This window comes from Ruegeria sp. THAF33, assembly GCF_009363615.1.
In the GTDB taxonomy this organism is placed as follows: Bacteria; Pseudomonadota; Alphaproteobacteria; order Rhodobacterales; family Rhodobacteraceae; genus Ruegeria.
Genome location: NZ_CP045384.1, coordinates 300,742 through 323,420, shown reverse-complemented (window position 1 = coordinate 323,420; position 22,679 = coordinate 300,742). Strand labels below are relative to the sequence as shown.

Below are 22,679 nucleotides of genomic sequence, written 5' to 3'. Positions count from 1 at the left end.
GGGAAAAAAGCGGTTTGACATACATCAATCGACCCAAAGGACACTTCTTGGATGGCCGACCCCTATTTCTTTGGCTATGGCAGCCTCGTGAACCTCGCGACGCATGATTTCCCCGATCCGCGCCCCGCGCGACTGAAGGGTTGGCGGCGGGCCTGGCGGCATACCGATCTGCGACCCGTGGCGTTTCTGACTGCTGTGCCCGACCCGAAGTCAGAGATCGAAGGCATGATTGCGCATGTTCCCAATAATGACTGGGCCGCGCTGGATGAACGGGAATGGGCGTATGACCGAATTCCTGCAACGCAGTCGGTTTCACATCCCCTGACGCACGACGTCGAAATAGCTGTCTACGCCGTCCCGCAGGATCGGCACAGCCAGCCCAGCAATCACCACCCGTTGCTGCTCAGCTATATCGACGTTGTCGTGCAGGGTTACTTGGGGGCGTTCGGCGAGGACGGCGCGGATCGTTTCTTTGAGACGACAACAGGCTGGGCCGCCCCGATCCTGAATGATCGCGCCGAACCGCGTTATCCACGCCATCAGCAACTCAAACCTGTCGAACGTGATTTTGTCGATGACCGCCTGACAAGTTTATCGGTGCGGTTCGTACAGCCGGCGTAACAAAAATGGGCCACGCCGATGACGTGGCCCAGAAAATTGGTGTGCCACCACGTTAGCCGCGCGCGCGGATCACCTGTAGCAACGGCATCAACGCAGCCATTTCCGGGCCGCGCTCCATGCCGGTCAACGCTTTGCGCAGAGGCATGAACAGGCCTTTGCCCTTGCGACCGGTTGCCTCTTTCACGGCTTTGGTCCAGGTGCCCCACGTGTCACCATCGAACGAACCTTCGGGCAGCAAGGCCATCGCCTGGGCAATAAATTCCCGATCTTCATCGGCGATCAGGGGATCGGCCCCGTCACGGCACAGTTCCCACCAGCCCTTGAGATCGGCCAGGGTGGTGATGTTTTCACGGGCCATGGCCCAGAAAGGTTCTGCCAATTCATCTGGAACACCGGCATCCGCAACGGCACTGGCCACATCTGACAGCGGCAGCGATTGCAAATGCCTGGCGGTCAGCGGAAACAGGTCCTGTACATCGAACTTGGTCGGCGCGGCGCCAAACCGGCGTACATCGAACCCTTCGATCAGCTCGGCCATTTCCGAGCGCAGCTCAACCGGATCAGACGAGCCCAGACGCGCCATCAGGCTCAGCAACGCCATCGGTTGCACCCCTTGTTCGCGAAGATCGCGCAAGGCCAGCGTGCCCAGCCGTTTCGACAATGCCTCGCCCTGCGGACCAGTCAGCAGAGAATGGTGGGCAAAACGCGGACAACGCCCGCCCAGCGCCTCGATGATCTGGATCTGCGTTGCCGTGTTGGTCACATGGTCCGAACCCCGTACGACATCCGTCACGCCCATTTCAGTATCATCCACAACCGACGCAATCGTATAGAGAACCTGACCATCGCCACGGATCAGAACCGGATCGGAAACCGAAGCCGCATCAATCGAGATGTCGCCAAGAATGCCGTCATTCCATTCGATACGTTCATGATCCAGCTTGAAGCGCCAGACGCCGTTGCCACGTTCAGCGCGCAGCTTCTCTTTCTCGGCCTCCGACAGGTTCAGCGCAGCGCGGTCATAGACCGGCGGCTTGCCCATGTTCAGTTGCTTCTTGCGTTTCAGATCCAGCTCGGTCGGCGTTTCGAACGCTTCGTACAAACGACCCATCGCGCGCAGCTTGTCGGCCGCTTCGGCATAGCGGTCCAGACGGTCCGACTGACGCTCGACCCGGTCCCAATGCAAACCCAGCCATTCCAGGTCCTGCTTGATGGCATCGACATATTCTTCTTTCGACCGCTCGGGGTCGGTATCATCGATGCGCAGGATGAACGTACCGCCTGCCTTGCGGGCAATCAGATAGTTCATCAGGGCGGTGCGCAGGTTGCCCACATGGATGTAACCGGTGGGCGACGGGGCGAAACGGGTGGTTGTCATGGGTGTCTCCTGTTGGCGCGGCTCTTGTCACATGGGGGCGTTTTTGTCCAGCCGCCGCTTGATCCATCAGGTGATTCAGAACGGTTTCACCGGCCACACCCTGTCGAGGTCGTCCAGTCCGGCGCGAATGAGTTCGCGCAAAACGCCCGTGTCGATTTCCGCCAGTTTGTTGACGTAAAGACAGGACTTGCCCAGCTTGTGCTTTCCCAATCTGGCCATGAGTTCCGCAAAATCTGCGTAACCCGGCATGATGTAAATCACCAAAGCTGATTTGCGCGGCGAAAAACCGGTTGCCAGAAAGTCCCCTTCACGACCCGATTTGTAGCGATAGTGGTAGCGGCCATACCCGACGATCGACGGGCCCCACATGACCGGGCTAAACCCGGTGGTGGCGCGAAACAATTTGTCAAGCTGGTGCGCGTCTTCAGCACGGCGCGCCGGTTGAACCGTTCTCAGGAAATTCTCGACGCTTTGATCTGTCGGAACTGTCTTGTTGTCTGATCGCGCCATGAACAAAAATTAACACGTATTATTCATCCATGCACCCCATCTGAATGGCGTATAAACTGGCAAGAGACTCTCGACGCCCTAACTGCAACAATGATGTCCTGACAGGGAGAACGAAGATGACAATAAAACTTTCACGCCGCGCCGCTTTGGGAAGTGCCGCCGCCTTGCCGTTTGCAGCTGCGGCCGCACCGGTTCTGGCCGCCAGCCCGGAAACCAAAGCAAACTCGACCATCGCAAGGTCATTTCATATTGGCGATTTCACGGTCACGACCCTGCTGGATGGCAGCTTTCCACGCGACGGAGCCAAAGAGATTTTTGGGGGCGGAGCGACGGACGAAGAATTTGCCAAGGTTTCGGCTGAAAACTTCATTCCGGCAGACGTCGCACAGTTTTTCTTTACCCCCTCACTGGTCAACACGGGATCAGAGCTGGTTCTGTTTGATACCGGTCTGGGGCAAGGTGGCATACAGGCCGCGCTGGCAGATGCGGGCGTGACCCCGGATCAGATCGATGTGGTCGTGATAACGCATATGCACCCTGACCATATCGGTGGCATGACCACCGAAGGCGCGCCGACCTTTGCGAATGCGCGCTACGTGACGGCTTCTCCGGAATATGATTTCTGGGCTGCGCAGGACGCAGGCAATCGCGTGGGCGATCTGGTCGCTGAAAAAGTTACACCGCTGGCCGAGAAAATGACCTTTGTCGAAGACGGGGGCGAGGTTGCCTCGGGCATTACCGCAGTGGCCGCTTATGGCCACACACCGGGCCACACGGTCTACCATCTGGAAAGCAACGGGCAACGTCTGGTGCTGACGGCGGATCTGGCCAACCACTATGTCTGGTCTTTCGCCCATCCCGAATGGGAAGTCCGGTTTGACATGGACAAGGCCGCAGCCACTGCCGCACGCCGCGATGTTCTTGGCATGCTGGCTGCCGACAAAGTGCCGATGGTCGGCTATCACATGCCCTTCCCCGGCGCCGGGTATGTTGAGACCCGTGGAGAAGGCTTTCGCTTTGTCCCGGTCAGCTACCAGATGATGGGCTAAGCGTTCAGTACCCCGGATCCGGCCGCACTTTTGAACCGTCACTGAACCGCGACAAGCGAAAGGCGGCCGGGTCCACGCAAGGCGTTGTTTCGGCAACCAGATCAGCCATCAGCCGCCCCGCCCCGGGGCCGATTCCAAAGCCATGGCCTGAAAACCCCGTGGCAATGTACATTCCCGGCAGATCATCCACGCCCGAGATGACGGGAATGGCATCCGGCGTCACATCGATCATACCTGCCCAGCTTTGTACGATCTCGCCTGTTTGCACAGCTGGGTATCCCTTGCATGCACTGGCCCAGGCGCGTCGCAGTGTTTTTTGAGACGGCTCAGGGTCCAGGATCCGGCACTTTTCGAACGGCGTCACATCGGTTGGCAGCCATCTCCGATCCTGTTTTGCTTCGATCGTCCAGCGTTTGGACAGGCGAAAGCGCAGAGATTTCCACTCCTGTACAAAAGCCGGCAGAAACTGCATCGCCAATCGAAAGCTGTCCGGCACGATGTCCACGGTATTCTCATGGCCGGAGGCAATTGTGTAACCGCCATCGGCCCGTTTTCGGATCGCAAAGTCATCCGACCACAACGACGTCTCGGGCCCCTCTGCGACTGGGGATGTGCGCAGGACCGTATTCAGAACCTTCAGCTGCGGCAGTTCGATCCCCGCATTGCCTGCAAACAGGCGCGACCACGCGCCCCCGGCCAGAACGACGCGGCCGCTGGCAACTTTGCCGCGCTCGGTGAAAACACCGGCGATACGTCCAGCCTGAACGTCCACACTGCGCACGGCGCAATTCGTCATGATCACTGCGCCCCGAGCCCGCGCGGCTTCGGCGATAGCGGGGGCTGTCCATTGAGGTTCGGCACGACCGTCCTGCGGCATGTACAAACCGGATTCAAAGCCCGATTGGTTGCCGTGCAAAAGGTCTGCCAACTCACCGCCCGAAACCATCCGCGCGCCGGTCTGCAATCCGTCCACATGGTGCAGCCACCGTTCCATGTTGCCGGCATCCCGCCTGCCGGATGCGCCAAAAAGGATACCGGATCGGGTGTAACCTGTCTTGCGGTCCAGCCGGTCATCGAGCGTCTGCCAGATGCGCAACGATTCCTGCATCAGGGGTATCTCTCTTGGGTCGCGCATCCCAAGACGGACCCAACCCCAATTGCGAGAACTTTGTTCGGCCGCAATCTGCCCTTTCTCGCACAAAAGAACCGAAGCGCCCCGCTCGGCCAGTTCCAACGCGGTTGAAACGCCGATGATTCCGCCGCCGATGACCACGACATCAACGGTTTTGGGCAGGGCAAGATCAGGTTCTACAGGAGTCGGTTTGGGCGCGGTCATCAATAGGCCTTACTCTGTCGCTTGGACCGCTATGGAGACCAAAAGACAAAGCATGGGCAATACAAACTGCCACCGCAACATAAGATTTTCGGCATCTGTGACCCAGACGCCTGAGGTTAAAAGCGCGGGCCGAAGGTTACGCTGCGCCGGACAGTTCCGCCCATTTCTGGCGCAAGATCGCGGACAACCGGTTTTCCTTCAGCGCCGCTTGCGCGGATACGTCTTCCTGAGGAAGCAATTGCGGAAACTCTGGCCGCAACATGGCCGCTTTCTGATCTTCCGACTGCCGCTGTTCATTCAACAAATCGGCAATTGCTGCATCCAGCTTTTTTTCATCCAATTCTTGCGGCGGAGATTCCATTGTGCGCCATTTCAAAGGCGCATGAAGCGATCTTTCATAATCCTCGTACATTTTAACACCAAACCATTCACTCAGACATCCAACCCCGGATACGCTGCGTTCGCCACATTCAGCCTTCGCCATCAACGGCAATGCGTCGCATCCGCCCCACATTGGGCAACTTCCAAGCAAAAATGTGTCAGAAAAATGTCACCCAAGCAAGCCAGGGATGGCCTTTTCGCACGGTTGCGCGGGCTTTGCCCCTCGATCAAGGAACAATGCACAACACGGAAACTTCACTGTTTCCGATCTGACGGGCTTGGCTTCGATTTCAGTGACGATCACGCCAGCGATTTACGATCGGGTACCGCCGGTCCAGCCAGAATGCCCGCTTGCTCAAGCGCGTGCCCGGAGCGGACTGGAACCGTTTGTACTCGCTGATATAGATCAGGTGCTCGACCTTTCGCGCGTCCGCCTCGTCAAATCCGGCGGCGACGCAATCCGCGATGGAGCCATCCTGATCGACCAGAATGTCAAGTATCGCGTCCAGTACGGGATAGTCCGGCAGACTGTCACTGTCCTTCTGATCTTCGCGCAGTTCGGCGCTGGGGGGTTTGTCAATGACGGACGGGCGAATGACCTCTCCGTCAGGCCCCATCATCCAGTCCCGATGGTTGGCGTTGCGCCAGCGGCAGGTTTCGAACACGCGGGTCTTGTACAGATCCTTGATCGGGTTGTAGCCGCCATTCATGTCGCCATAGATCGTGGCATAGCCCACCGCGACCTCGGACTTGTTGCCGGTGGTCAAAAGCATTTCACCAAACTTGTTCGAAATCGCCATCAGCAAAAGCCCGCGCAGGCGCGACTGAATGTTCTCCTCGGTCAAGCCTTCGTCCAACCCCGCAAATAGCGGAGCAAGCGTGTTGGTAACGGCAGCCCGGCTTTCCGAAATCGGCACATGGTCATAATGCACACCCAGCGCCTTGGCGACGGCCTCGGCATCGTCCAATGACGCTTGGCTGGTATATTCCGACGGCAACATCACGCAGCGAACATTGTCGGCCCCGATGGCATCCACCGCGATGGTCGCCACCAACGCGGAATCGATCCCTCCGGACAGTCCCAGAACTGCCTTTTTGAAACCGGTCTTGCCCATATAGTCCCGCAGGGACTGCACCATCGCGCGATAATCCTGCTCCCACACATCCGGCTGGGGCACGATTTCTGCCGGCACAATGCGCCAGCCATCATCGCCGCGCTCAAGATCCACCTGCGCAACAACTTCGTCGAATACCGGCATCCGGAAGGCCAGCTCTCCGCCCGGGTTGAGACCGAAGCTGGCGCCGTCAAAGACCTGATCGTCCTGCCCGCCGACCATGTTCAGGTAGATCAGCGGCAGGCCCGTTTCGACCACGCGCGCGACCATATGGTTCAGACGTACATCGTATTTGTTCCGGAAATAGGGCGACCCATTGGGGATCAGCAGAAACTCGGCCCCGGTTTCCTCAAGGGTTTCCGCCACATCCGGGTGCCAGCCATCCTCGCAGATGGGGCTGCCGATCCGGAAGTTGCCAACTGAATACGGACCGCCCAGAGGACCCGCATCATACAGGCGCACTTCGTCGAAAACAGTCTCATTCGGCAGGTGGTGCTTCAGAACCTTGCTGGTGATCCGCCCCCCCTTCAGGATCAGATAGGCATTGTACAACTTGCCATCATCGACCCACGGACCACCCAGGGCAATCGCGGGCCCATCGGCGCATTTCGCGGCCAGAGACTCGACCGCATCCATGGCCGCGCGATGAAACACAGGCTTCAGCACCAGATCCTGCGTGTTGTATCCGGTGATGAACATCTCGGGGAACGCCACCAGATCGGCCCCCGCCGCCTTGCCCTGTTCCCACGCGGCAACGACCTTGGCCGCATTGCCGTCGATATCCCCTACGGTCGGGTTCAGTTGCGCCAGAGTGATGCGGAAACGGTCGGCCATGCTGCCCTCTTGCCTCGTCAGTCCTATTGCCATTTAGCAGATCATCGCGCGAGTAAAAGGCCAATGCGGCAAAACCCGTTGCCCTGCCCTCGACGGTATCCTAGTTTTGCGCCCAGGGATGCAACCAACGATGATCCGGCAGGCAGGACCAAAATGAACGTGATCCGAAACTCAATTGGGGCTGTGGCCATGAGCCTGGCAGCTGCGACCGCTTTTGCGCAGGACGGCACGATTATCGTCAAGGATGACGAAGTGGGTGGCGTCTACGAGGGCACTTATGAGAATGGCCTGCGCCACGGGACGGGTACGTATAGGCTGCCCAACGGGTTCGAATACACCGGCCAGTGGGTGGAAGGCGAAATTCAGGGCCAGGGCGTCACCAAGTACCCGGATGGATCGGTTTATGAAGGCGCGTTCGTCAAAGGTCAGCCGGAAGGGCGCGGCAAGATCGTTTACGCCAATGGCAGCAGCTATGATGGAGAATGGTCCAACGGATCCATCAACGGCACGGGCATCGCTGAATTTGCCAATGGCTCGCGCTATGAAGGTGAGTTCAGGAACGCACAACGGCACGGCAAGGGCAAACTGACCTTTCCCGACGGATACGTCTACGATGGCGACTGGGTGGACGGTCAGCGGCAAGGCAAGGCCACAATCACCTATGCCGATGGCAGCGTTTACGAAGGCGATGTCAACGCCGGCTTGCGCGATGGCACGGGCACCCAGACGATGCCTGACGGAATGGTGTACGAAGGCGAATGGACGCAGGACCAGATCACCGGGACAGGTCGCCTGACCTATGCCAATGGTGATGTGTATGAAGGCGAGCTTGTGCAGGGGCGCCGTCAGGGCAAAGGCAAAGTAACTCACGCGTCAGGGGACGTCTATGAGGGCGACTTTGTCGATGATCGCCGCCATGGCACAGGCACGTTCACCGGAACCGATGGTTTTGTGTACACCGGCGACTGGAACCAAGGTCAGATAGAAGGCCTGGGTGAGCTGACCTATCCCGACGGTTCGGTTTACGTGGGCGATTTCGTGGCCGATCTGGCGGAAGGAAACGGCCGCATCACCTATCCCGACGGCTCCACTTACGAGGGTGAGTGGATCGCCGGCGTCATCGAAGGCCAGGGTACGGCGACCTATGCCACCGGCATGATCTACAAGGGTCAGTTCAAAAACGCACAAAGCCACGGCAAGGGTGTGATGACCCGCGCGGACGGTTCGATCTATGACGGAGACTGGGTCAACGGGGTTCGTCAGGGAAAAGGCAAGGCGACCTACTCTGACGGCACGGTCTACACCGGGGATTTCGTGAACGGTAAGCGCCACGGCAAAGGAGAAATCGTGACCCCTGCCGGGTTCAAGTATGTCGGCGACTGGTCCGAAGGCAGAATCAACGGCGAAGGCATAGCGACCTATTCGAACGGCGACGTCTATGAGGGCAACTTTGTCGACAACAAAAGGCAGGGCAGCGGAACCATGCGCTATGCCAACGGGCAAGAAGAAACCGGTATCTGGGAAAACGGTGTTTTACCAAATCAAACTCCGGACCAGCAGGGCGGCGTAGACGCTCCGGCACAGCAGACAGACCCGCTCTCAGAGGCGGAGCAACCAGATCCGTCTGGCGAATGATCGTTCACCAGGGAACTGGTTTTCCGGCCCAGTCAAAGAACCCACCGGTATCCGCCGGGAGCAACCCGCCGATCACGGACAACAGGTTGCGCGCGGCTTCACCGGGTTCAACGGCGGGATGCCGTCCCAGATATTTCCGAGTAAACTCTGTTTTGACCGTGCCGGGATGCAGCGCAACACATATCGCCTGTTTATGAGTCCGGGCCAATTCAATTGCCGAAGTATGGACGATTTGATTGACCGCGGCCTTGGCCGCGCGGTAGCTGATCCAGCCGCCCATCCGATTGTCGCCAATGGACCCGACCCGCGCGGACAATACAACAAATACCGAACGCCGCTGTCGCGGCAACAACTGATGGGCCCGGCTTAGCACCAACGCCGGACCAACGGCATTCAGAGCAAACTGGTCCATCATTGCCCTTGCCGAAACAGATCGAATGGTCTTTTCGGGCGCATTGCCTGAAATTTCCAGCGCCCCGGAAGCGACGAGAACAAGATCGAACGGGCCCGATAGGCGATCAAGCATCCGGCTTGCTCGATCTGGCTCCATCAGATCGAACCCCTCGACAGAGCGCGAGAGGCACGTCACCGCAACGCCCCGCGCCTCCAATTGCTCGCGTACGGCCGCTCCAATCCCGCCGGACGCACCAATGATCAAAGCAGTATCCATTTTCGACCAGCTAGCGGCATGGACGGATCAATCAAGGGACAGGGAATTTCCACCCCCCCTACACCGCAACTTGTCGAAAATTGGTTCTTTTCATTCCCGGCGGCGTCTGTATAACCTCAACCCCATGATCAACTGCGCAGATATCCCTTTTGCCAAAGCCGCCCCTCGCGGCGCGGTTCTGCGTGGCCTACTGATCCTAATCCGCCTCTGAGCGTGCCATCCGGCGCGCCCGCTCAGAGGAGGACGCCAGCGCGCCAACAGGCTTTAGGACAGACAAGAAAGAGATTCCCATGACCAACGTGACCGACCAAGACCGTGTCTTGATCTTTGATACCACTTTGCGCGACGGCGAGCAGAGCCCCGGCGCGACGATGACCCATGACGAAAAGCTCGAGATTGCCGAACTGTTGGATGACATGGGCGTCGACATCATCGAAGCGGGATTTCCGATCGCATCCGAAGGTGACTTCAAAGCGGTGTCCGAGATCGCACAACGATCGAAAAACAGCCGCATCTGCGGTCTGGCCCGCGCCAATTTCGCCGATATCGACCGCTGCTGGGAGGCGGTCAAACACGCGGAACAGAACCGCATTCACACATTCATCGGCACCTCTCCGCTGCACCGCGCCATTCCGAACCTGACGCAGGACGAGATGGCTGACAAAATTCACGAAACGGTCAGCCACGCGCGCAACCTGTGCGAAAACGTGCAGTGGTCGCCGATGGACGCGACCCGGACCGAGTGGGATTACCTGTGCCGCGTCATCGAAATCGCGATCAAGGCCGGGGCAACCACCATCAACATCCCCGACACCGTGGGATATACTGCGCCTCTGGAATCCGCTGACCTGATCAAACGCCTGATCGAAACGGTTCCGGGCGCAGATCAGGTGATCTTCGCCACCCATTGTCACAACGACCTCGGCATGGCGACAGCGAACTCGCTGGCGGCGGTCATCGGCGGCGCGCGCCAGATCGAATGCACCATCAACGGCCTGGGCGAACGCGCCGGCAACACCGCCCTGGAAGAGGTCGTGATGGCCATGCGCACGCGCAATGACATCATGCCCTTCCACACCGGGATCGACACGACCAAGATCATGCATATCTCGCGCCGGGTCGCGACCGTGTCGGGCTTCAACGTTCAGTTCAACAAGGCCATCGTCGGCAAGAACGCGTTTGCCCACGAAAGCGGCATCCATCAGGACGGCATGCTCAAGAACCGCGACAATTTCGAGATCATGCGCCCCGAGGATATCGGCCTGTCGGGCACGTCCCTGCCTCTGGGCAAACACTCGGGCCGCGCGGCTCTGCGCGACAAACTGGAAACGCTGGGCTTTGAAGTTGGCGACAATCAACTCAAAGACATCTTCGTGCGGTTCAAGGATCTGGCGGATCGCAAGAAAGAAGTGTTCGACGACGATCTCATTGCGCTGATGACGTTGGACGAGGCGGACGACTATCTGCAATTGGTGTCGATGAAAGTCACCTGCGGCACCGGCGGGCAGGCGGAAGCGACGGTCGAGCTGGAAGTCGACGGCAAGGACGTCATCGCAACTGAACACGGTGACGGGCCGGTAGACGCGACCTTCAAGGCGATCCGAGCGATTCACCCCAACACGGCCCGTTTGCAGCTGTATCAGGTTCATGCGGTGACCGAAGGCACAGATGCGCAGGCCACGGTTTCGGTCAGGCTGGAAGAAGATGGCATGATCGCCACGGGTCAGTCGGCGAACACGGATACCGTCGTGGCTTCGGCCAAAGCCTACATCCACGCGCTGAACCGCCTGATCGTGCGCCGGGAAAAGACCGGCCCGGGCGCGGATGCCCGCGAAATCAGCTACAAAGACCTGACCTGATCCAAATTGGCACGGTGAGGGGCTCCCGCACCTGCGGTTGCCCGGCTGCGCCGAGCACCCTTGCAGCTTTGGGCCCGGCAGCGCGCCTGCGGCGCGCTGCCGGGCCCAACATGTTTGACGGCATCTCTGATGCAGGCAAACAGGGCGGGAGTATCGGTTGCATTTCTGATGGCTGACCTCAGAGACCTGCAAATAGCTGCGACAGGCGTGTCGTTTCTTCCTCGATGCCGAATGGTGCGTTCAGAATGAACATCCCTGACCCCACCATCCGATGCCCTTCGCGCACCGGTGGAAATGTCACCTCATGACAAATGGCTTTGGGGAAGTTTTGCGCTTCAAGCGTCGCGATCATCCGGGCGTGGCGTTTGTCCGACAGAACCGGGTACCACAGCGCGATCACCCCGACATTCCATTTCCGGTGCAGTTTGGCAATCACTCCGGGCAGTCGATCGTAATCGGTCTTCACCTCATAGCTTGGGTCTATCAGCAAAAGCCCCCGTCGCGGCGTCGGAGGCAGCAGGGATTGCACCAGCTCAAACCCGTCCTGCCGATACACCTTCGCCCCGAACGGTGACATTGCCAAAGACAGCGCGGCATATTCCTGGGGGTGCAGCTCGGCAAAATGCAGGCTGTCCTGATCCCTCAACAGATGTGCTGCAATCATCGGCGATCCCGGATAGGCCGCGTCGCCGTGCCGGGCCTGTATGTTTTTCAGAACCCGCGCCATCGGATGTCCGGGGCCGAACCACCCTTCTCGTTGCGCGCGCGCGATTCCTGCCGCCGCCTCGCCCGTCCGCATGGATTCGTCCGCGTCCAACTGGTACAGCCCCCGCCCGGAATGCGTTTCGACATAGCTGAGCGGCTTGTCCTTCTGTGTCAGATAATTCAGCACCCAGGCCAGCAATGCGTGCTTTTGGACATCAGCCAGATTCCCGGCGTGGTAAATGTGTTGATAAGAGAGCATTTTGCCTTCTAAAGTCCCATTCAATAAGGCGGAAAGGTGCTGATTGTCGCGGAATCAGCCCTTTTACCGGGCGTGATGGCACCCTATAAGTCATCCGTCCCGGAACCGTCGAGTCGCGGGCAGTAGAAAAACCGACATACAGGATCAGGGGAAACATGGGGATCTTTGGCAATCTGGGCGGCCTGTTCACAGCGGACATGGCCATCGACCTTGGAACGGCGAACACGCTGGTTTACGTCAAGGGGCGCGGTGTCATCCTGTCTGAGCCTTCGGTCGTAGCCTATCACGTCAAGGACGGCGTGAAGAAAGTTCTGGCTGTCGGCGAAGATGCCAAGCTGATGCTGGGCCGGACGCCCGGTTCGATCGAAGCCATCCGCCCCATGCGCGAAGGTGTGATTGCCGACTTCGATACAGCCGAAGAAATGATCAAGCACTTCATCCGCAAGGTGCACAAGCGTTCGACTTTCTCGAAGCCCAAGATCATCGTCTGCGTCCCCCATGGCGCGACACCCGTTGAAAAGCGGGCGATCCGTCAGTCGGTTCTGTCCGCTGGTGCCCGCCGCGCCGGCCTGATCGCCGAACCGATCGCCGCCGCCATCGGCGCGGGCATGCCGATCACCGACCCGACCGGCAACATGGTCGTCGACATCGGCGGTGGTACAACCGAAGTGGCGGTTCTGTCGCTGGGCGACATCGTCTATGCCCGCTCGGTCCGCGTGGGTGGCGACCGCATGGACGAAGCCATCATCTCGTACCTGCGTCGCCAGCAGAACCTGCTGGTCGGTGAATCCACTGCGGAACGCATCAAGACGACGATCGGCACGGCGCGGATGCCTGATGATGGCCGCGGCCAGTCGATGCATATCCGGGGTCGTGACCTGTTGAACGGCGTACCCAAGGAAATCGAGATCAGCCAGGCCCAGGTCGCCGAGGCGCTGTCGGAACCCGTCCAGCAGATCTGCGAAGCGGTGATGACTGCGCTGGAAACCACTCCGCCCGATCTGGCCGCCGATATCGTGGATCGCGGCGTCATGCTGACAGGCGGTGGTGCATTGCTGGGTGATCTGGATCTGGCCCTGCGCGAACAGACCGGCCTGGCCGTGTCGATTGCCGACGAAAGCCTGAATTGTGTGGCTTTGGGCACCGGCAAGGCGCTAGAATACGAAAAACAGCTGCGCCATGCGATTGACTACGAAAGCTGAGGCGCGCACCTTTCAGGGGGCAGTCTGAATTCGGCACGAGCAGCACGGGAAGGTAACCTGTGGCAAAAGACCGATCACAGCGCGATGACTACACGACCCCTCTGCGCCGCTTGTTGCTGGGGATCATCATCCTGTGCTTGCTGGGTATCTTTCTGGTTTGGCGGATCGACAGCCCGCGCGTCGAGCGGTTCCGCGCGCAGGTGGTGGACGCGGTCGTACCGTCGATGGATTGGGCCATGGTGCCCGTGACCGCCGCTGTGAACCTTGTGCGCGATTTCCAAAGCTACCAGCGTCTGAGCGAGCAGAACCGCGAGCTGCGCAGCGAACTGCGCCTGATGCGTGCCTGGAAAGAGGCCGCACTGCAATTGGAGCAGGAAAATGCGCGGCTGTTGGATCTGAACAATGTCCGCCTCGACCCGCGCCTGACATACATCACGGGTGTTGTGATGGCCGACAGCGGGTCACCCTTCCGGCAGTCCGTCCTGTTGAATGTAGGGGAGCGCGACGGGATCGTTGATGGCTGGGCCACGATGGATGGAATCGGGCTGGTTGGCCGAATTTCCGGCGTCGGACCAGATACGGCTCGGGTGATCCTGGTGACGGATGCCACCAGCGCCATTCCGGCAACGATTCAGCCTTCTGGCCAGACCGCGTTGATCAAAGGAGACAATACTCCGGCCCCAGTGGTCGAATTCTTGGAAAACCGAGAGCTGGTCCGCCCCGGTGATCGGGTGATCACATCCGGCGACGGAGGCGTTTTTCCGGCAGGCCTTTTGATCGGCCAGATCGCCGCGGATCCGGGCGGCCGTCTGCGCGTTCGCCTTTCTGCGGATTTTGAACGGCTCGAGTTTCTTCGCGTTCTGCGCTTCCATTCGCCCCCGCCAATTCAGGATCCGGGTGGGATCGTCGGGCCAACTCGGCCCGAAACTGCGCTTGTACCGGATGAGGTAAGCGATGGATAGGCCCGCCTCATACAACTGGGCCATGCGCGGCCTTTACGTTGCGCTGGCCTTTGTCGTGCTGTTCATGCACTTGCTGCCGCTCGATGCGCAACCGGATCGATGGCCTTTTCCTGATGTATTGGTTGCGCTGACCTTTGCCTGGGTATTGCGGCGCCCCGATTATGTGCCCACCCTGTTGGTCGCGTTTGTCATGCTGATGGCGGATCTTTTGCTGCAACGCCCGCCCGGCCTTCTGGCTGCGCTGGTGGTGTTTGGCACAGCCTATCTGCGCTCTGCCGCTCCGGGTATGAAGGACACTGGATTTGTCGGAGAATGGATGTCCGTCGGTGTGGTGATTGCCATGGTGTTTTTGACGAACAGAGTCGTTTTGTCGATCTTGTCGGTGCAGCAGGCCGCTTTGTGGCCAGTCGTGATGCAACTTGTGCTGACAATCGCCTTCTACCCGTTCATCGTGCTGTTGAGCCAAAGCGTATTTGGCGTCCACCGCCAGTCTGCTGCTGATGGCGGAGCCGTAGGGGGCGGAGCATGAAACAACGCAAACCCAAGTCGCAGGGCCTTGCCTATAAACGCCTGCCACGCCGGGCGCTGCTGCTGGGCGGTTTGCAGGCGGCTTTTATCGGCGGGTTGGCCGCACGGATGCGTTTCATGCAGGTGGATCAGGCCGACGAATACCGCCTGCTGGCCGAAGAAAACCGCATCAACATTCGACTGATCCCGCCAACCCGTGGACGCATCTATGACCGCAATGGTCAGATCATCGGTCAGAACTCACCATCCTATCGCATCGTTATCGTGCGTGAAGACGCAGGTGACGTCGACAAGGTGATTGCCAAATTGTCGGAACTCATCCCGCTGAACGATGATGAGATCCAACGCGCCCGGACCGAAATGCGCCGATCAGCGCCGTTCCTGCCGGTGACTCTGGCGGATCAGGTCACTTGGGAAGACATCTCGAAAGTCGCGGTCAATGCCCCGGCCCTGCCGGGTGTGACGCCCGAGGTCGGCCTGACACGGCAATACCCACGCTATGAGGATTTCGCCCATATCGTCGGCTATGTCGGCCCGGTCAGCGACTACGATCTCAGCAAGCTCGAAGACCCCGAGCCGGTTTTGCGAATTCCCCGGTTTCAGATTGGCAAGGTCGGGTTGGAAGCCAAGCAGGAAACAGCCTTGCGTGGCAAAGCCGGCGCAAAGCGTGTCGAAGTCAACGCCACAGGGCGCGTCATGCGCGAGCTGGACCGGCAGGAAGGTCAGCCGGGTGCGGACTTGCAATTGGCGATCGATGCCGACCTGCAACAATATGCGCAAGCGCGGCTGGCAGGTGAAAGCGCGGCTGCAATTGTTCTGGATTGCGAAACCGGGGACCTGCGCGCTGTCAGCTCTACACCCAGTTTCGATCCTAATCTGTTTGTGCGCGGTATCTCGGTCGCGGATTATCGGGCTTTGACGGGGGACAAGTATCGCCCTCTGGCCAACAAGTCCGTACAAGGCACTTATCCTCCGGGGTCGACGTTCAAGATGGTCACCGCATTGGCCGCGCTGGAGGCCGGCGTAATAGGCCCTGGAAACACAGTGTATTGCCCCGGACATCTGAAGGTCGGCAGCCGCAGGTTCCACTGCTGGAAGCGCGGTGGGCATGGTACGGTCGATCTGAACCTGTCGCTTAAACGCAGCTGCGACGTCTATTACTACGACGTGGCTTTGCGGGTCGGGATCGACAAGATATCCGAAATGGCCCGTACATTGGGGCTGGGCGTCAAGCACGATATTCCGATGTCGGCGGTTGCCGCTGGACTTGCCCCCAATCAGGAATGGAAGCAGCGGACACACGGTCAGGATTGGCTGGTGGGCGACACGGCCAACGCGTCCATCGGGCAAGGGTTCATGCTGGCATCACCGCTTCAACTGGCCGTCATGACGGCTCGTATAGCCACCGGCCGATCGGTGACACCGCGCCTTGTACGATCGATCGACGGTGTCGAGCAGCCTTCGGGCGCAGGGGAACCGCTGGACATCAACGCCTACAATCTGGAACAGGTGCGCAAGGCCATGTACTCGGTCTCGAATGATCGGCGGGGGACGGCCTATCGCAGTCGCATCATCGCAGACGAGTTCCGCATGGCCGGCAAAACCGGCACCAGCCAAGTCCGCAACATCACCAAGGCCGAGCGTGCCGCCGGCGTGATCCGCAACGAAGACCTGCCATGGGAGCGTCGCGACCACGCCTTGTTCGTCTGCTTCGCGCCCTATGACAATCCGAAATACGCGGTTGCCGTGGTCGTTGAACATGGCGGCGGCGGGTCCAAGGCGGCGGCACCGGTGGCCCGCGACATCATGCTTCAGGCGCTCTATGACGGTACTCCGCCGCTTGAGGCGTATCCGGTTGCCGACCGCGAGCGTATCAAGGAACAGCAAAAACGGCTCGAGGGCGACCGTCGCCCCAAAGCGCGTCCCGATGGAAAGGACCGCGCATGAGCTATCTTGAATATGCCGTGAAATCCACGCCCTCGGGGTTTCGGAAATTCCTGTACATGAACTGGCCGCTGACCCTGTTGCTGATCAGCACGGCCAGCGCCGGGTTCCTGATGCTGTATTCGGTTGCCGGTGGGTCGTGGACACCCTGGGCAGAACCGCAGATGGAGCGGTTCGGACTTGGCCTGATCGCGATGTTCATCATTGCTTTGGTTCCGATCTGGTTCTGGCGCAACATGTCCGTGCTGGCCTATCTCGGGTCGGTTGCGTTGCTGGTATTCGTGGAGTTGTTCGGAACCATCGGCATGGGCGCGCAGCGTTGGATCGACCTTGGATTCATGCGCCTGCAACCCTCAGAAGTCATGAAAGTGGCCCTGGTCATGGTTCTGGCGGCCTATTACGACTGGCTGCCATCGCACAAGACGTCCCGCCCTCTGTGGGTCTTTATTCCCGTGGCCCTGATTGTCCTGCCCACGCTGCTGGTTCTGAAGCAGCCGGATCTCGGCACGTCGATCCTGCTGTTGGCTGCCGGTGGCGGGCTGATGTTTCTTGCGGGTGTCCACTGGGCCTACTTTGCAGCCGTCATTGCCGCCGTCGTGGGCCTGATCGCCGCCGTGTTCAACAGTCGCGGGACCGACTGGCAGTTGCTCAAGGATTATCAGTTCCGCCGGATCGACACGTTTCTTGACCCCTCTACCGATCCTTTGGGTGCCGGATATCACATCACGCAATCCAAGATCGCCCTTGGTTCCGGGGGCTGGAACGGGCGCGGTTTCATGCAGGGTACGCAATCCCGGCTGAACTTCCTGCCCGAGAAACACACCGATTTCATCTTCACCACCCTCGCAGAGGAGTTCGGATTCGTCGGAGGCATCACGCTCTTGATTCTCTACGCCCTGATCCTTGTGTTCTGCATGGCGACCGCGCTGGCCACCAAGGATCGGTTCTCGTCACTGGTTACTCTGGGCATCGCGCTGAACTTCTTCTTGTTCTTTGCCGTCAACATGTCGATGGTGATGGGCATGGCACCGGTTGTGGGCGTCCCTCTGCCAATGGTCAGCTATGGCGGATCGGCCATGCTGGTGCTGATGGCCGCGTTCGGCATCGTCCAAAGCGCTCATATCCATCGTCCCCGCTGATCTGAAAGGCCCCCAATGCCCGTAAACGTTCTGTTTTCCGCGCGCCCTGCCCTGTGGCCCGTGTATGAACTGCTGCTCAATCGATACCTTGCGGAAGCCGGCGTTGAGGCGCGGCTCGGTACGGAGTTTGACCCGGATCAGGTCGATTACGTTGTCTACGCTCCGAATGGCGGGTTACTGGATTTTTCGCCCTTTACACGCCTGAAAGCGGTTCTGAGTCTCTGGGCCGGGGTTGAAAAGATCGCGGACAATGACACGCTGACCGTCCCCTTGGCGCGAATGGTGGATCACGGGCTGACGCAGGGTATGACCGAATGGGTGGTGGGCCACGTGCTGCGCTATCATCTGGGAATGGATCGCCACATCACCATCCAGGATGGCGTCTGGGCCCCGGATGCCCCGCCTTTGGCGCAAGAGCGCAAAGTGTGCATTCTGGGCCTGGGCGCTTTGGGCGAAGCCGCGGCCCGCGCCCTGGCCTCGCTGAATTTCACGGTCACAGGCTGGAGCCGCACCGCCAAGGCCATCCCCGGCGTAACCTGCCTGCATGGCCCAGACGGTCTGCGTGACGCGCTTTCCCGGGCCGAGATACTGGTTCTGCTGCTGCCTGACACCGCTGCCACCGAAAACGCGTTGAATGCTGAAACGCTGGCCCTGCTGCCCAAGGGCGCGCGGATCATCAACCCGGGTCGCGGGCCCCTGATCGATGACGATGCGCTGCTGGTTGCCTTGAACGCGGGTCAGGTCGGTCACGCGACGCTGGATGTGTTCCGGGTCGAACCCCTGCCCCCCGATCATCCGTATTGGGCACATCGGAACGTGACGGTGACCCCTCATATCGCGTCCGAGACCCGCCCGGCCACAGCCGCGCAGGTCATTTGCGAAAACATCCGGCGCGGCGAAGCCGGAGAGCCCTTCGTGCACCTGGTGGATCGCGCTTTGGGCTACTGATTTCAGGCCGCGATCAGACCGCGGCCTTTCAACAGGGCGTCAACCCCCGGCAATCTTCCCCGGAACGCCAGATACAGGTCTTCTGCCTCGCGCGAACCGCCAGTGGACAGGATGTTGTCCTCCAACGCTTTGGCGCGTTCGGGGTCAAAGGCACCTCCCGCCTCTTCAAAGGCGGCAAAGGCGTCGGCATCCATCACTTCGGACCACATATAGCTGTAGTACCCCGAGCTGTAGCCATCGCCTGCAAAGACATGCGCGAAATGCGGAGTAGCGTGGCGCATTCCAATGGCCTTCGGCATCCCCAACCCGGCCAAAACTTCTGACTGTTTCGCCATCGGATCTGTCGGCGCCTCGCCATCGTGGAAGGCCAGATCAACAAGGGCCGAGGCGACATATTCCACCGTCTGGAATCCCTGATCGAAATTGGCCGCCTTCAGCACCTTTTGCAGCATTTCCTGCGGCATCGGCTCGCCCGTTTCCGCATGGGTCGCAAACTCGGCAAGAACCTCGGGCACTTCCAGCCAGTGTTCGTAAAGCTGGCTGGGCAATTCTACGAAATCGCGCGCCACAGACGTGCCCGAGATGCTTTCATATGTCACGTTGGACAGCATCTGGTGCAGGGCATGGCCGAATTCATGAAACAGGGTCCGCGCGTCATCATAGGACAGCAGGGCGGGATCCCCCTTGGCAAAGTTGCAGACATTGATGACAACCGGTGTCTGCTTCTTTGGGAATTTGGCCTGCGCCCTCATCGCGCTGCACCAGGCACCTGACCGCTTGGACCCTCGTGCAAAGTAGTCTCCGATAAATACGGCAACATGCTGCCCGTCGCGGGTAACGTCCCAAGCCCGGCAATCCGGGTGATAGAGGGGTACGTCCAACGGTTTGAATTCCAGCCCGAAAAGCCGGTTGGCGCAGGCAAACGAAGCCTCAATCATGCGATCCAGTTGCAGATAGGGTTTCAACGCGGCCTCATCCAGATCATGTTCCGCCTTGCGCCGCTTTTCAGCATAGTACCGCCAATCCCAGGCTTCCAGAGGGCCGTTGATGCCGTCTTCCTGCATCATCTGCGTCAGAACATCCGCGTCGGCGTCGGCGCGGGACTTGGCCGGTCCCCAAACCTGCATCAACAGTTCACGCACCCGATCCGGCGTGCGCGCCATCTCGGTTTCCAGCTTGTAGTCGGCGAATGTATCATAGCCCAGAAGCTTGGCACGCTCTTCGCGCAAGGCCAGAATCTCGGCCGCGATATCTCGGTTGTCTGTCTCGCCCCCATTGGCACCGCGTGCGGCCCAGGCGCGATAGGCTTTTTCACGCAGGTCCCGGCGGGGCGAGAATTGCAGAAACGGCACGATCAGCGACCGTGACAAGGTGACCACCGGCCCCTGTGCCTTCTTCTCCTGCCCAGCGGCACGCGCCGCGTCCACGACGAAATCCGGCAGGCCGTTCAGATCCTCTTCGGTCAGATCCATGTACCAGTCCCGCTCATCCGCCAGCAGGTTCTGGGTAAACGACGTGCCCAGCGACGCGAGGCGCGACTTGATCTTTTGCATACGGGCGTCTTCGTCTCCTTCCAAAGCCGCGCCGGCACGCACAAAGCCCCGGTGGGTCAGCATCAGCACACGCGCCTGTTCCTCGGTCAGGTCAAGATCATCGCGCCGTGCCCATAGGTCGGCCACACGCTTGAACAGCGACTTGTTGGAAGAAATGCCCGAAAAATGCGCCGAAAGCCTGGGGGAAAACGCGCGTTGCAGTTCTTCCCGCTTGGGGTTGCTGTCCGCGCCCGCGATCGTGAAGAAGACCGACAGGACCTTGTCAAGTTGCCCGCCCGCAGCCTCGAGCGCCTCGATCGTGTTGGCGAATGTGGGGGTATCCGGATTTGCCGCTATCGCGTCAATTTCGGCGTTGTGCTCTTTCATCGCCTGCTCCAGTGCCGGCGAGAAATCATCATCCGAGATATCGGAAAAAGGGGCGATTTCAAATGGTGTGGTCCAGTTGGACAGGATCGGGTTGGTCATGCGGATCTCCTTTGATCCCATAGCTATGTCGCCATGGCCGGGTGTTCCAGAACACCCAACCCACGTGAAGAAAGGTTAATCGTTTCTGATGCCACAAATGGGGCAATCGTCCCGGCGGGTCAGAGCAATCTTTCGGCTTTCGCCATACAGCGCGTCATAGATCAGCATCTCGCCGCGCAGCGCCATGCCGGCGCCCGTCATCACCTTGATCGCCTCGACCGCCATCATCGATCCGACGACGCCCGGCAGCGGGCCGATCACGCCGGCCTCGGAACAGGACGGGGCCAGACCGGGGGCCGGGGCCTCTGGGAAGATGCACTGATAGCAGGGGCTGCCATTGGCCGGATCAAACACACTCAGCTGACCTTCCCACTGCGACAAAGCCCCCGAAATCAGCGGTTTGCCCAGCGCGACGGCGGTTCGGTTTGCCAGATACCGGGTCTCAAAATTGTCGGTTCCGTCAAGGATCAGATCGAAGTCTGCAAACAGGTCGGTGGCGATTTCCTCGCTCAAGCGGCGGTGATAGGGCAGAACAACGACGTTCGGGTTTTGCGCCTCCATCGCCTGCTGGGCCGAAAAGACCTTGGGCATTCCAATATCCGCGTCCCGGTGAATGACCTGTCGTTGCAGGTTGGCATTCTCGACAACGTCATCGTCGATGATCCCGATCGTGCCGACACCCGCAGCCGCCAGATATTGCAGCGCAGGTGCGCCCAGACCACCTGCGCCAATGACCAGAACGCGGGCTTTTTTAAGCTTTTTCTGACCGGGCCCACCCAGTTCGCGCAAAACGATATGGCGGGCATAGCGGTCCAGCTCGGTCTCGGTAAATCGGTCCGAGGGCATGTCGGGCTCCGGGTCCGCAGATGAAACTGCACGGTTGCGCAAGGCTTTGAGTACTCTGCCATACAGCAAAGCCAGCGCCACGAAACCCACAAGGATCAGCCACAGCGCCGCAGACCCGCCGGTTGCTTCGCGAAGAGGGTGCCCATCCGGCAAGATCAGATGGGACAGTATGACGCCGGCCAGCAGCACACTCACGGAAACCATGCGCGCTTTTTTCGACGTGCCGGCGATATAACCGACACCCCAAAGCCCCGCAGCCAGGATGAAAACCAACAGCATCAGCCGCGCCCGGTCGAGCCGAAACCGCCAGCCCCGCGATCGGTTTCGCCCAGCGCCTGAGCCAGTTCAAACCTGGCCTGCACCACCGGCGCGACCACAAGCTGCGCGATACGATCTCCGTGGGCGATCTCGAACCGTTCCTGGCCCGCATTCATCACGATCACGCCCAAGGGCCCACGATAGTCACTGTCGATGGTGCCCGGCGTGTTGGGCAGTGTAATCCCATGTTTCAACGCAAGGCCCGAGCGGGGCCGAACCTGAACCTCATACCCTTGCGGGATTTCAATGCGCAGGCCGGTCGGCACCAGCGCCCGCTGACCGGGGTCCAGCGTAATCGGCGCGCCGTCGGGCAGATTGGCACGCACGTCCGCGCCGGCTGCCCCCGAGGTTTCGTAAGAGGGAAGCGCCACGGCGGGGTCTGCCCCGTCTTCGCGGATCACCCGGATTGCAACCATGCCCTT

Annotated in this window: 20 protein-coding genes; 10 read left to right on the top strand and 10 right to left on the bottom strand. The window is 59.9% G+C overall.

All coding sequences use genetic code 11. The features are described from left to right. Nucleotides 1-51 precede the first annotated feature (51 nt). The gene (locus FIU92_RS01630; protein ID WP_152456899.1) at nucleotides 52-621 is read left to right on the top strand and encodes a gamma-glutamylcyclotransferase family protein; all 570 of its coding nucleotides are present in this window, start codon (nucleotides 52-54) and stop codon (nucleotides 619-621) included. 52 nt (nucleotides 622-673) lie between these two features. Here the strand turns inward: FIU92_RS01630 and gltX are convergent, their stop codons facing one another. Both gltX and FIU92_RS01620 read right to left on the bottom strand, forming a co-directional pair. Beyond that, nucleotides 674-1,999 carry a glutamate--tRNA ligase gene (gene gltX, locus FIU92_RS01625; protein WP_152456898.1) on the bottom strand — a complete coding sequence of 442 codons (1,326 nt, stop codon included), beginning with the start codon at nucleotides 1,997-1,999 and terminating at the stop codon, nucleotides 674-676. A 75-nt stretch (nucleotides 2,000-2,074) separates the two neighbouring features. Continuing rightward, on the bottom strand, nucleotides 2,075-2,509 hold the full coding sequence (locus FIU92_RS01620) for a DUF1801 domain-containing protein (protein WP_152456897.1): 435 nt from the start codon (nucleotides 2,507-2,509) through the stop codon (nucleotides 2,075-2,077). A gap of 116 nt (nucleotides 2,510-2,625) precedes the next feature. On the opposite strand from FIU92_RS01620, the gene FIU92_RS01615 reads away from it, so the two are divergent. After that, nucleotides 2,626-3,558 (top strand): MBL fold metallo-hydrolase, encoded by a 933-nt coding sequence (locus FIU92_RS01615; protein WP_152456896.1) that lies wholly within the window; start codon nucleotides 2,626-2,628, stop codon nucleotides 3,556-3,558. A 4-nt stretch (nucleotides 3,559-3,562) separates the two neighbouring features. Here FIU92_RS01615 and FIU92_RS01610 read toward each other — a convergent pair whose 3' ends face one another. From FIU92_RS01610 to FIU92_RS01600, 3 genes are all read right to left on the bottom strand, one after another. Continuing rightward, entirely contained in the window at nucleotides 3,563-4,894 is a 1,332-nt protein-coding gene (locus tag FIU92_RS01610; RefSeq protein WP_152456895.1) for an FAD-binding oxidoreductase, read from the bottom strand. Nucleotides 4,895-5,030: 136 nt separating this feature from the next. Further along, nucleotides 5,031-5,378, bottom strand: coding sequence for a hypothetical protein (locus FIU92_RS01605; RefSeq protein ID WP_254705339.1), 348 nt, complete (start codon nucleotides 5,376-5,378; stop codon nucleotides 5,031-5,033). 187 nt (nucleotides 5,379-5,565) lie between these two features. Then, the gene (locus tag FIU92_RS01600) at nucleotides 5,566-7,224 is read right to left on the bottom strand and encodes an NAD+ synthase (protein ID WP_152456894.1); all 1,659 of its coding nucleotides are present in this window, start codon (nucleotides 7,222-7,224) and stop codon (nucleotides 5,566-5,568) included. A gap of 153 nt (nucleotides 7,225-7,377) precedes the next feature. Here FIU92_RS01600 and FIU92_RS01595 point away from each other — a divergent pair, with 153 nt between their 5' ends. Beyond that, nucleotides 7,378-8,859, top strand: a complete 1,482-nt coding sequence (locus FIU92_RS01595; RefSeq protein ID WP_152456893.1) for an MORN repeat-containing protein — start codon at nucleotides 7,378-7,380, stop codon at nucleotides 8,857-8,859. Between the two features lie 4 nt (nucleotides 8,860-8,863). Here FIU92_RS01595 and FIU92_RS01590 read toward each other — a convergent pair whose 3' ends face one another. Then, a complete protein-coding gene (locus FIU92_RS01590) occupies nucleotides 8,864-9,529 on the bottom strand; it encodes an SDR family NAD(P)-dependent oxidoreductase (RefSeq protein ID WP_152456892.1) in 666 nt (221 codons plus the stop codon). A gap of 290 nt (nucleotides 9,530-9,819) precedes the next feature. On the opposite strand from FIU92_RS01590, the gene FIU92_RS01585 reads away from it, so the two are divergent. Next, nucleotides 9,820-11,388, top strand: a complete 1,569-nt coding sequence (locus FIU92_RS01585; RefSeq protein ID WP_152456891.1) for a 2-isopropylmalate synthase — start codon at nucleotides 9,820-9,822, stop codon at nucleotides 11,386-11,388. Nucleotides 11,389-11,566: 178 nt separating this feature from the next. Here FIU92_RS01585 and FIU92_RS01580 read toward each other — a convergent pair whose 3' ends face one another. After that, nucleotides 11,567-12,352: a 23S rRNA (adenine(2030)-N(6))-methyltransferase RlmJ gene (locus FIU92_RS01580; RefSeq protein WP_152456890.1), complete on the bottom strand. Its 786-nt coding sequence runs from the start codon at nucleotides 12,350-12,352 to the stop codon at nucleotides 11,567-11,569. Nucleotides 12,353-12,507: 155 nt separating this feature from the next. Between FIU92_RS01580 and FIU92_RS01575 the strand changes: the two genes are divergently transcribed. The 6 genes from FIU92_RS01575 to FIU92_RS01550 are packed head-to-tail and all read left to right on the top strand — an operon-like array spanning nucleotide 12,508 to nucleotide 19,075. Then, nucleotides 12,508-13,554, top strand: a complete 1,047-nt coding sequence (locus tag FIU92_RS01575) for a rod shape-determining protein (RefSeq protein ID WP_039523195.1) — start codon at nucleotides 12,508-12,510, stop codon at nucleotides 13,552-13,554. Nucleotides 13,555-13,613: 59 nt separating this feature from the next. Further along, complete coding sequence (gene mreC, locus FIU92_RS01570; protein ID WP_152456889.1) at nucleotides 13,614-14,516, top strand: rod shape-determining protein MreC; 903 nt, start codon at nucleotides 13,614-13,616, stop codon at nucleotides 14,514-14,516. Next, the gene (locus FIU92_RS01565) at nucleotides 14,509-15,045 is read left to right on the top strand and encodes a rod shape-determining protein MreD (protein ID WP_152456888.1); all 537 of its coding nucleotides are present in this window, start codon (nucleotides 14,509-14,511) and stop codon (nucleotides 15,043-15,045) included. Before mreC ends, FIU92_RS01565 begins: the two co-directional genes overlap by 8 nt. Beyond that, nucleotides 15,042-16,991, top strand: a complete 1,950-nt coding sequence (gene mrdA / locus FIU92_RS01560; RefSeq protein WP_152456887.1) for a penicillin-binding protein 2 — start codon at nucleotides 15,042-15,044, stop codon at nucleotides 16,989-16,991. The genes FIU92_RS01565 and mrdA overlap by 4 nt, the downstream gene beginning before the upstream one ends. Then, nucleotides 16,988-18,127: a rod shape-determining protein RodA gene (gene rodA / locus FIU92_RS01555; protein ID WP_152456886.1), complete on the top strand. Its 1,140-nt coding sequence runs from the start codon at nucleotides 16,988-16,990 to the stop codon at nucleotides 18,125-18,127. Before mrdA ends, rodA begins: the two co-directional genes overlap by 4 nt. A gap of 15 nt (nucleotides 18,128-18,142) precedes the next feature. Continuing rightward, nucleotides 18,143-19,075, top strand: coding sequence for a glyoxylate/hydroxypyruvate reductase A (locus FIU92_RS01550; protein WP_152456885.1), 933 nt, complete (start codon nucleotides 18,143-18,145; stop codon nucleotides 19,073-19,075). 2 nt (nucleotides 19,076-19,077) lie between these two features. Here FIU92_RS01550 and FIU92_RS01545 read toward each other — a convergent pair whose 3' ends face one another. The 3 genes from FIU92_RS01545 to dut form a co-directional block, all read right to left on the bottom strand. After that, nucleotides 19,078-21,093 (bottom strand): M3 family metallopeptidase, encoded by a 2,016-nt coding sequence (locus tag FIU92_RS01545; RefSeq protein WP_152456884.1) that lies wholly within the window; start codon nucleotides 21,091-21,093, stop codon nucleotides 19,078-19,080. Between the two features lie 75 nt (nucleotides 21,094-21,168). Next, nucleotides 21,169-22,218, bottom strand: coding sequence for a HesA/MoeB/ThiF family protein (locus FIU92_RS01540; RefSeq protein ID WP_152456883.1), 1,050 nt, complete (start codon nucleotides 22,216-22,218; stop codon nucleotides 21,169-21,171). Continuing rightward, nucleotides 22,218-22,673: a dUTP diphosphatase gene (dut, locus tag FIU92_RS01535; protein WP_152456882.1), complete on the bottom strand. Its 456-nt coding sequence runs from the start codon at nucleotides 22,671-22,673 to the stop codon at nucleotides 22,218-22,220. The genes FIU92_RS01540 and dut overlap by 1 nt, the downstream gene beginning before the upstream one ends. Nucleotides 22,674-22,679 lie beyond the last annotated feature (6 nt).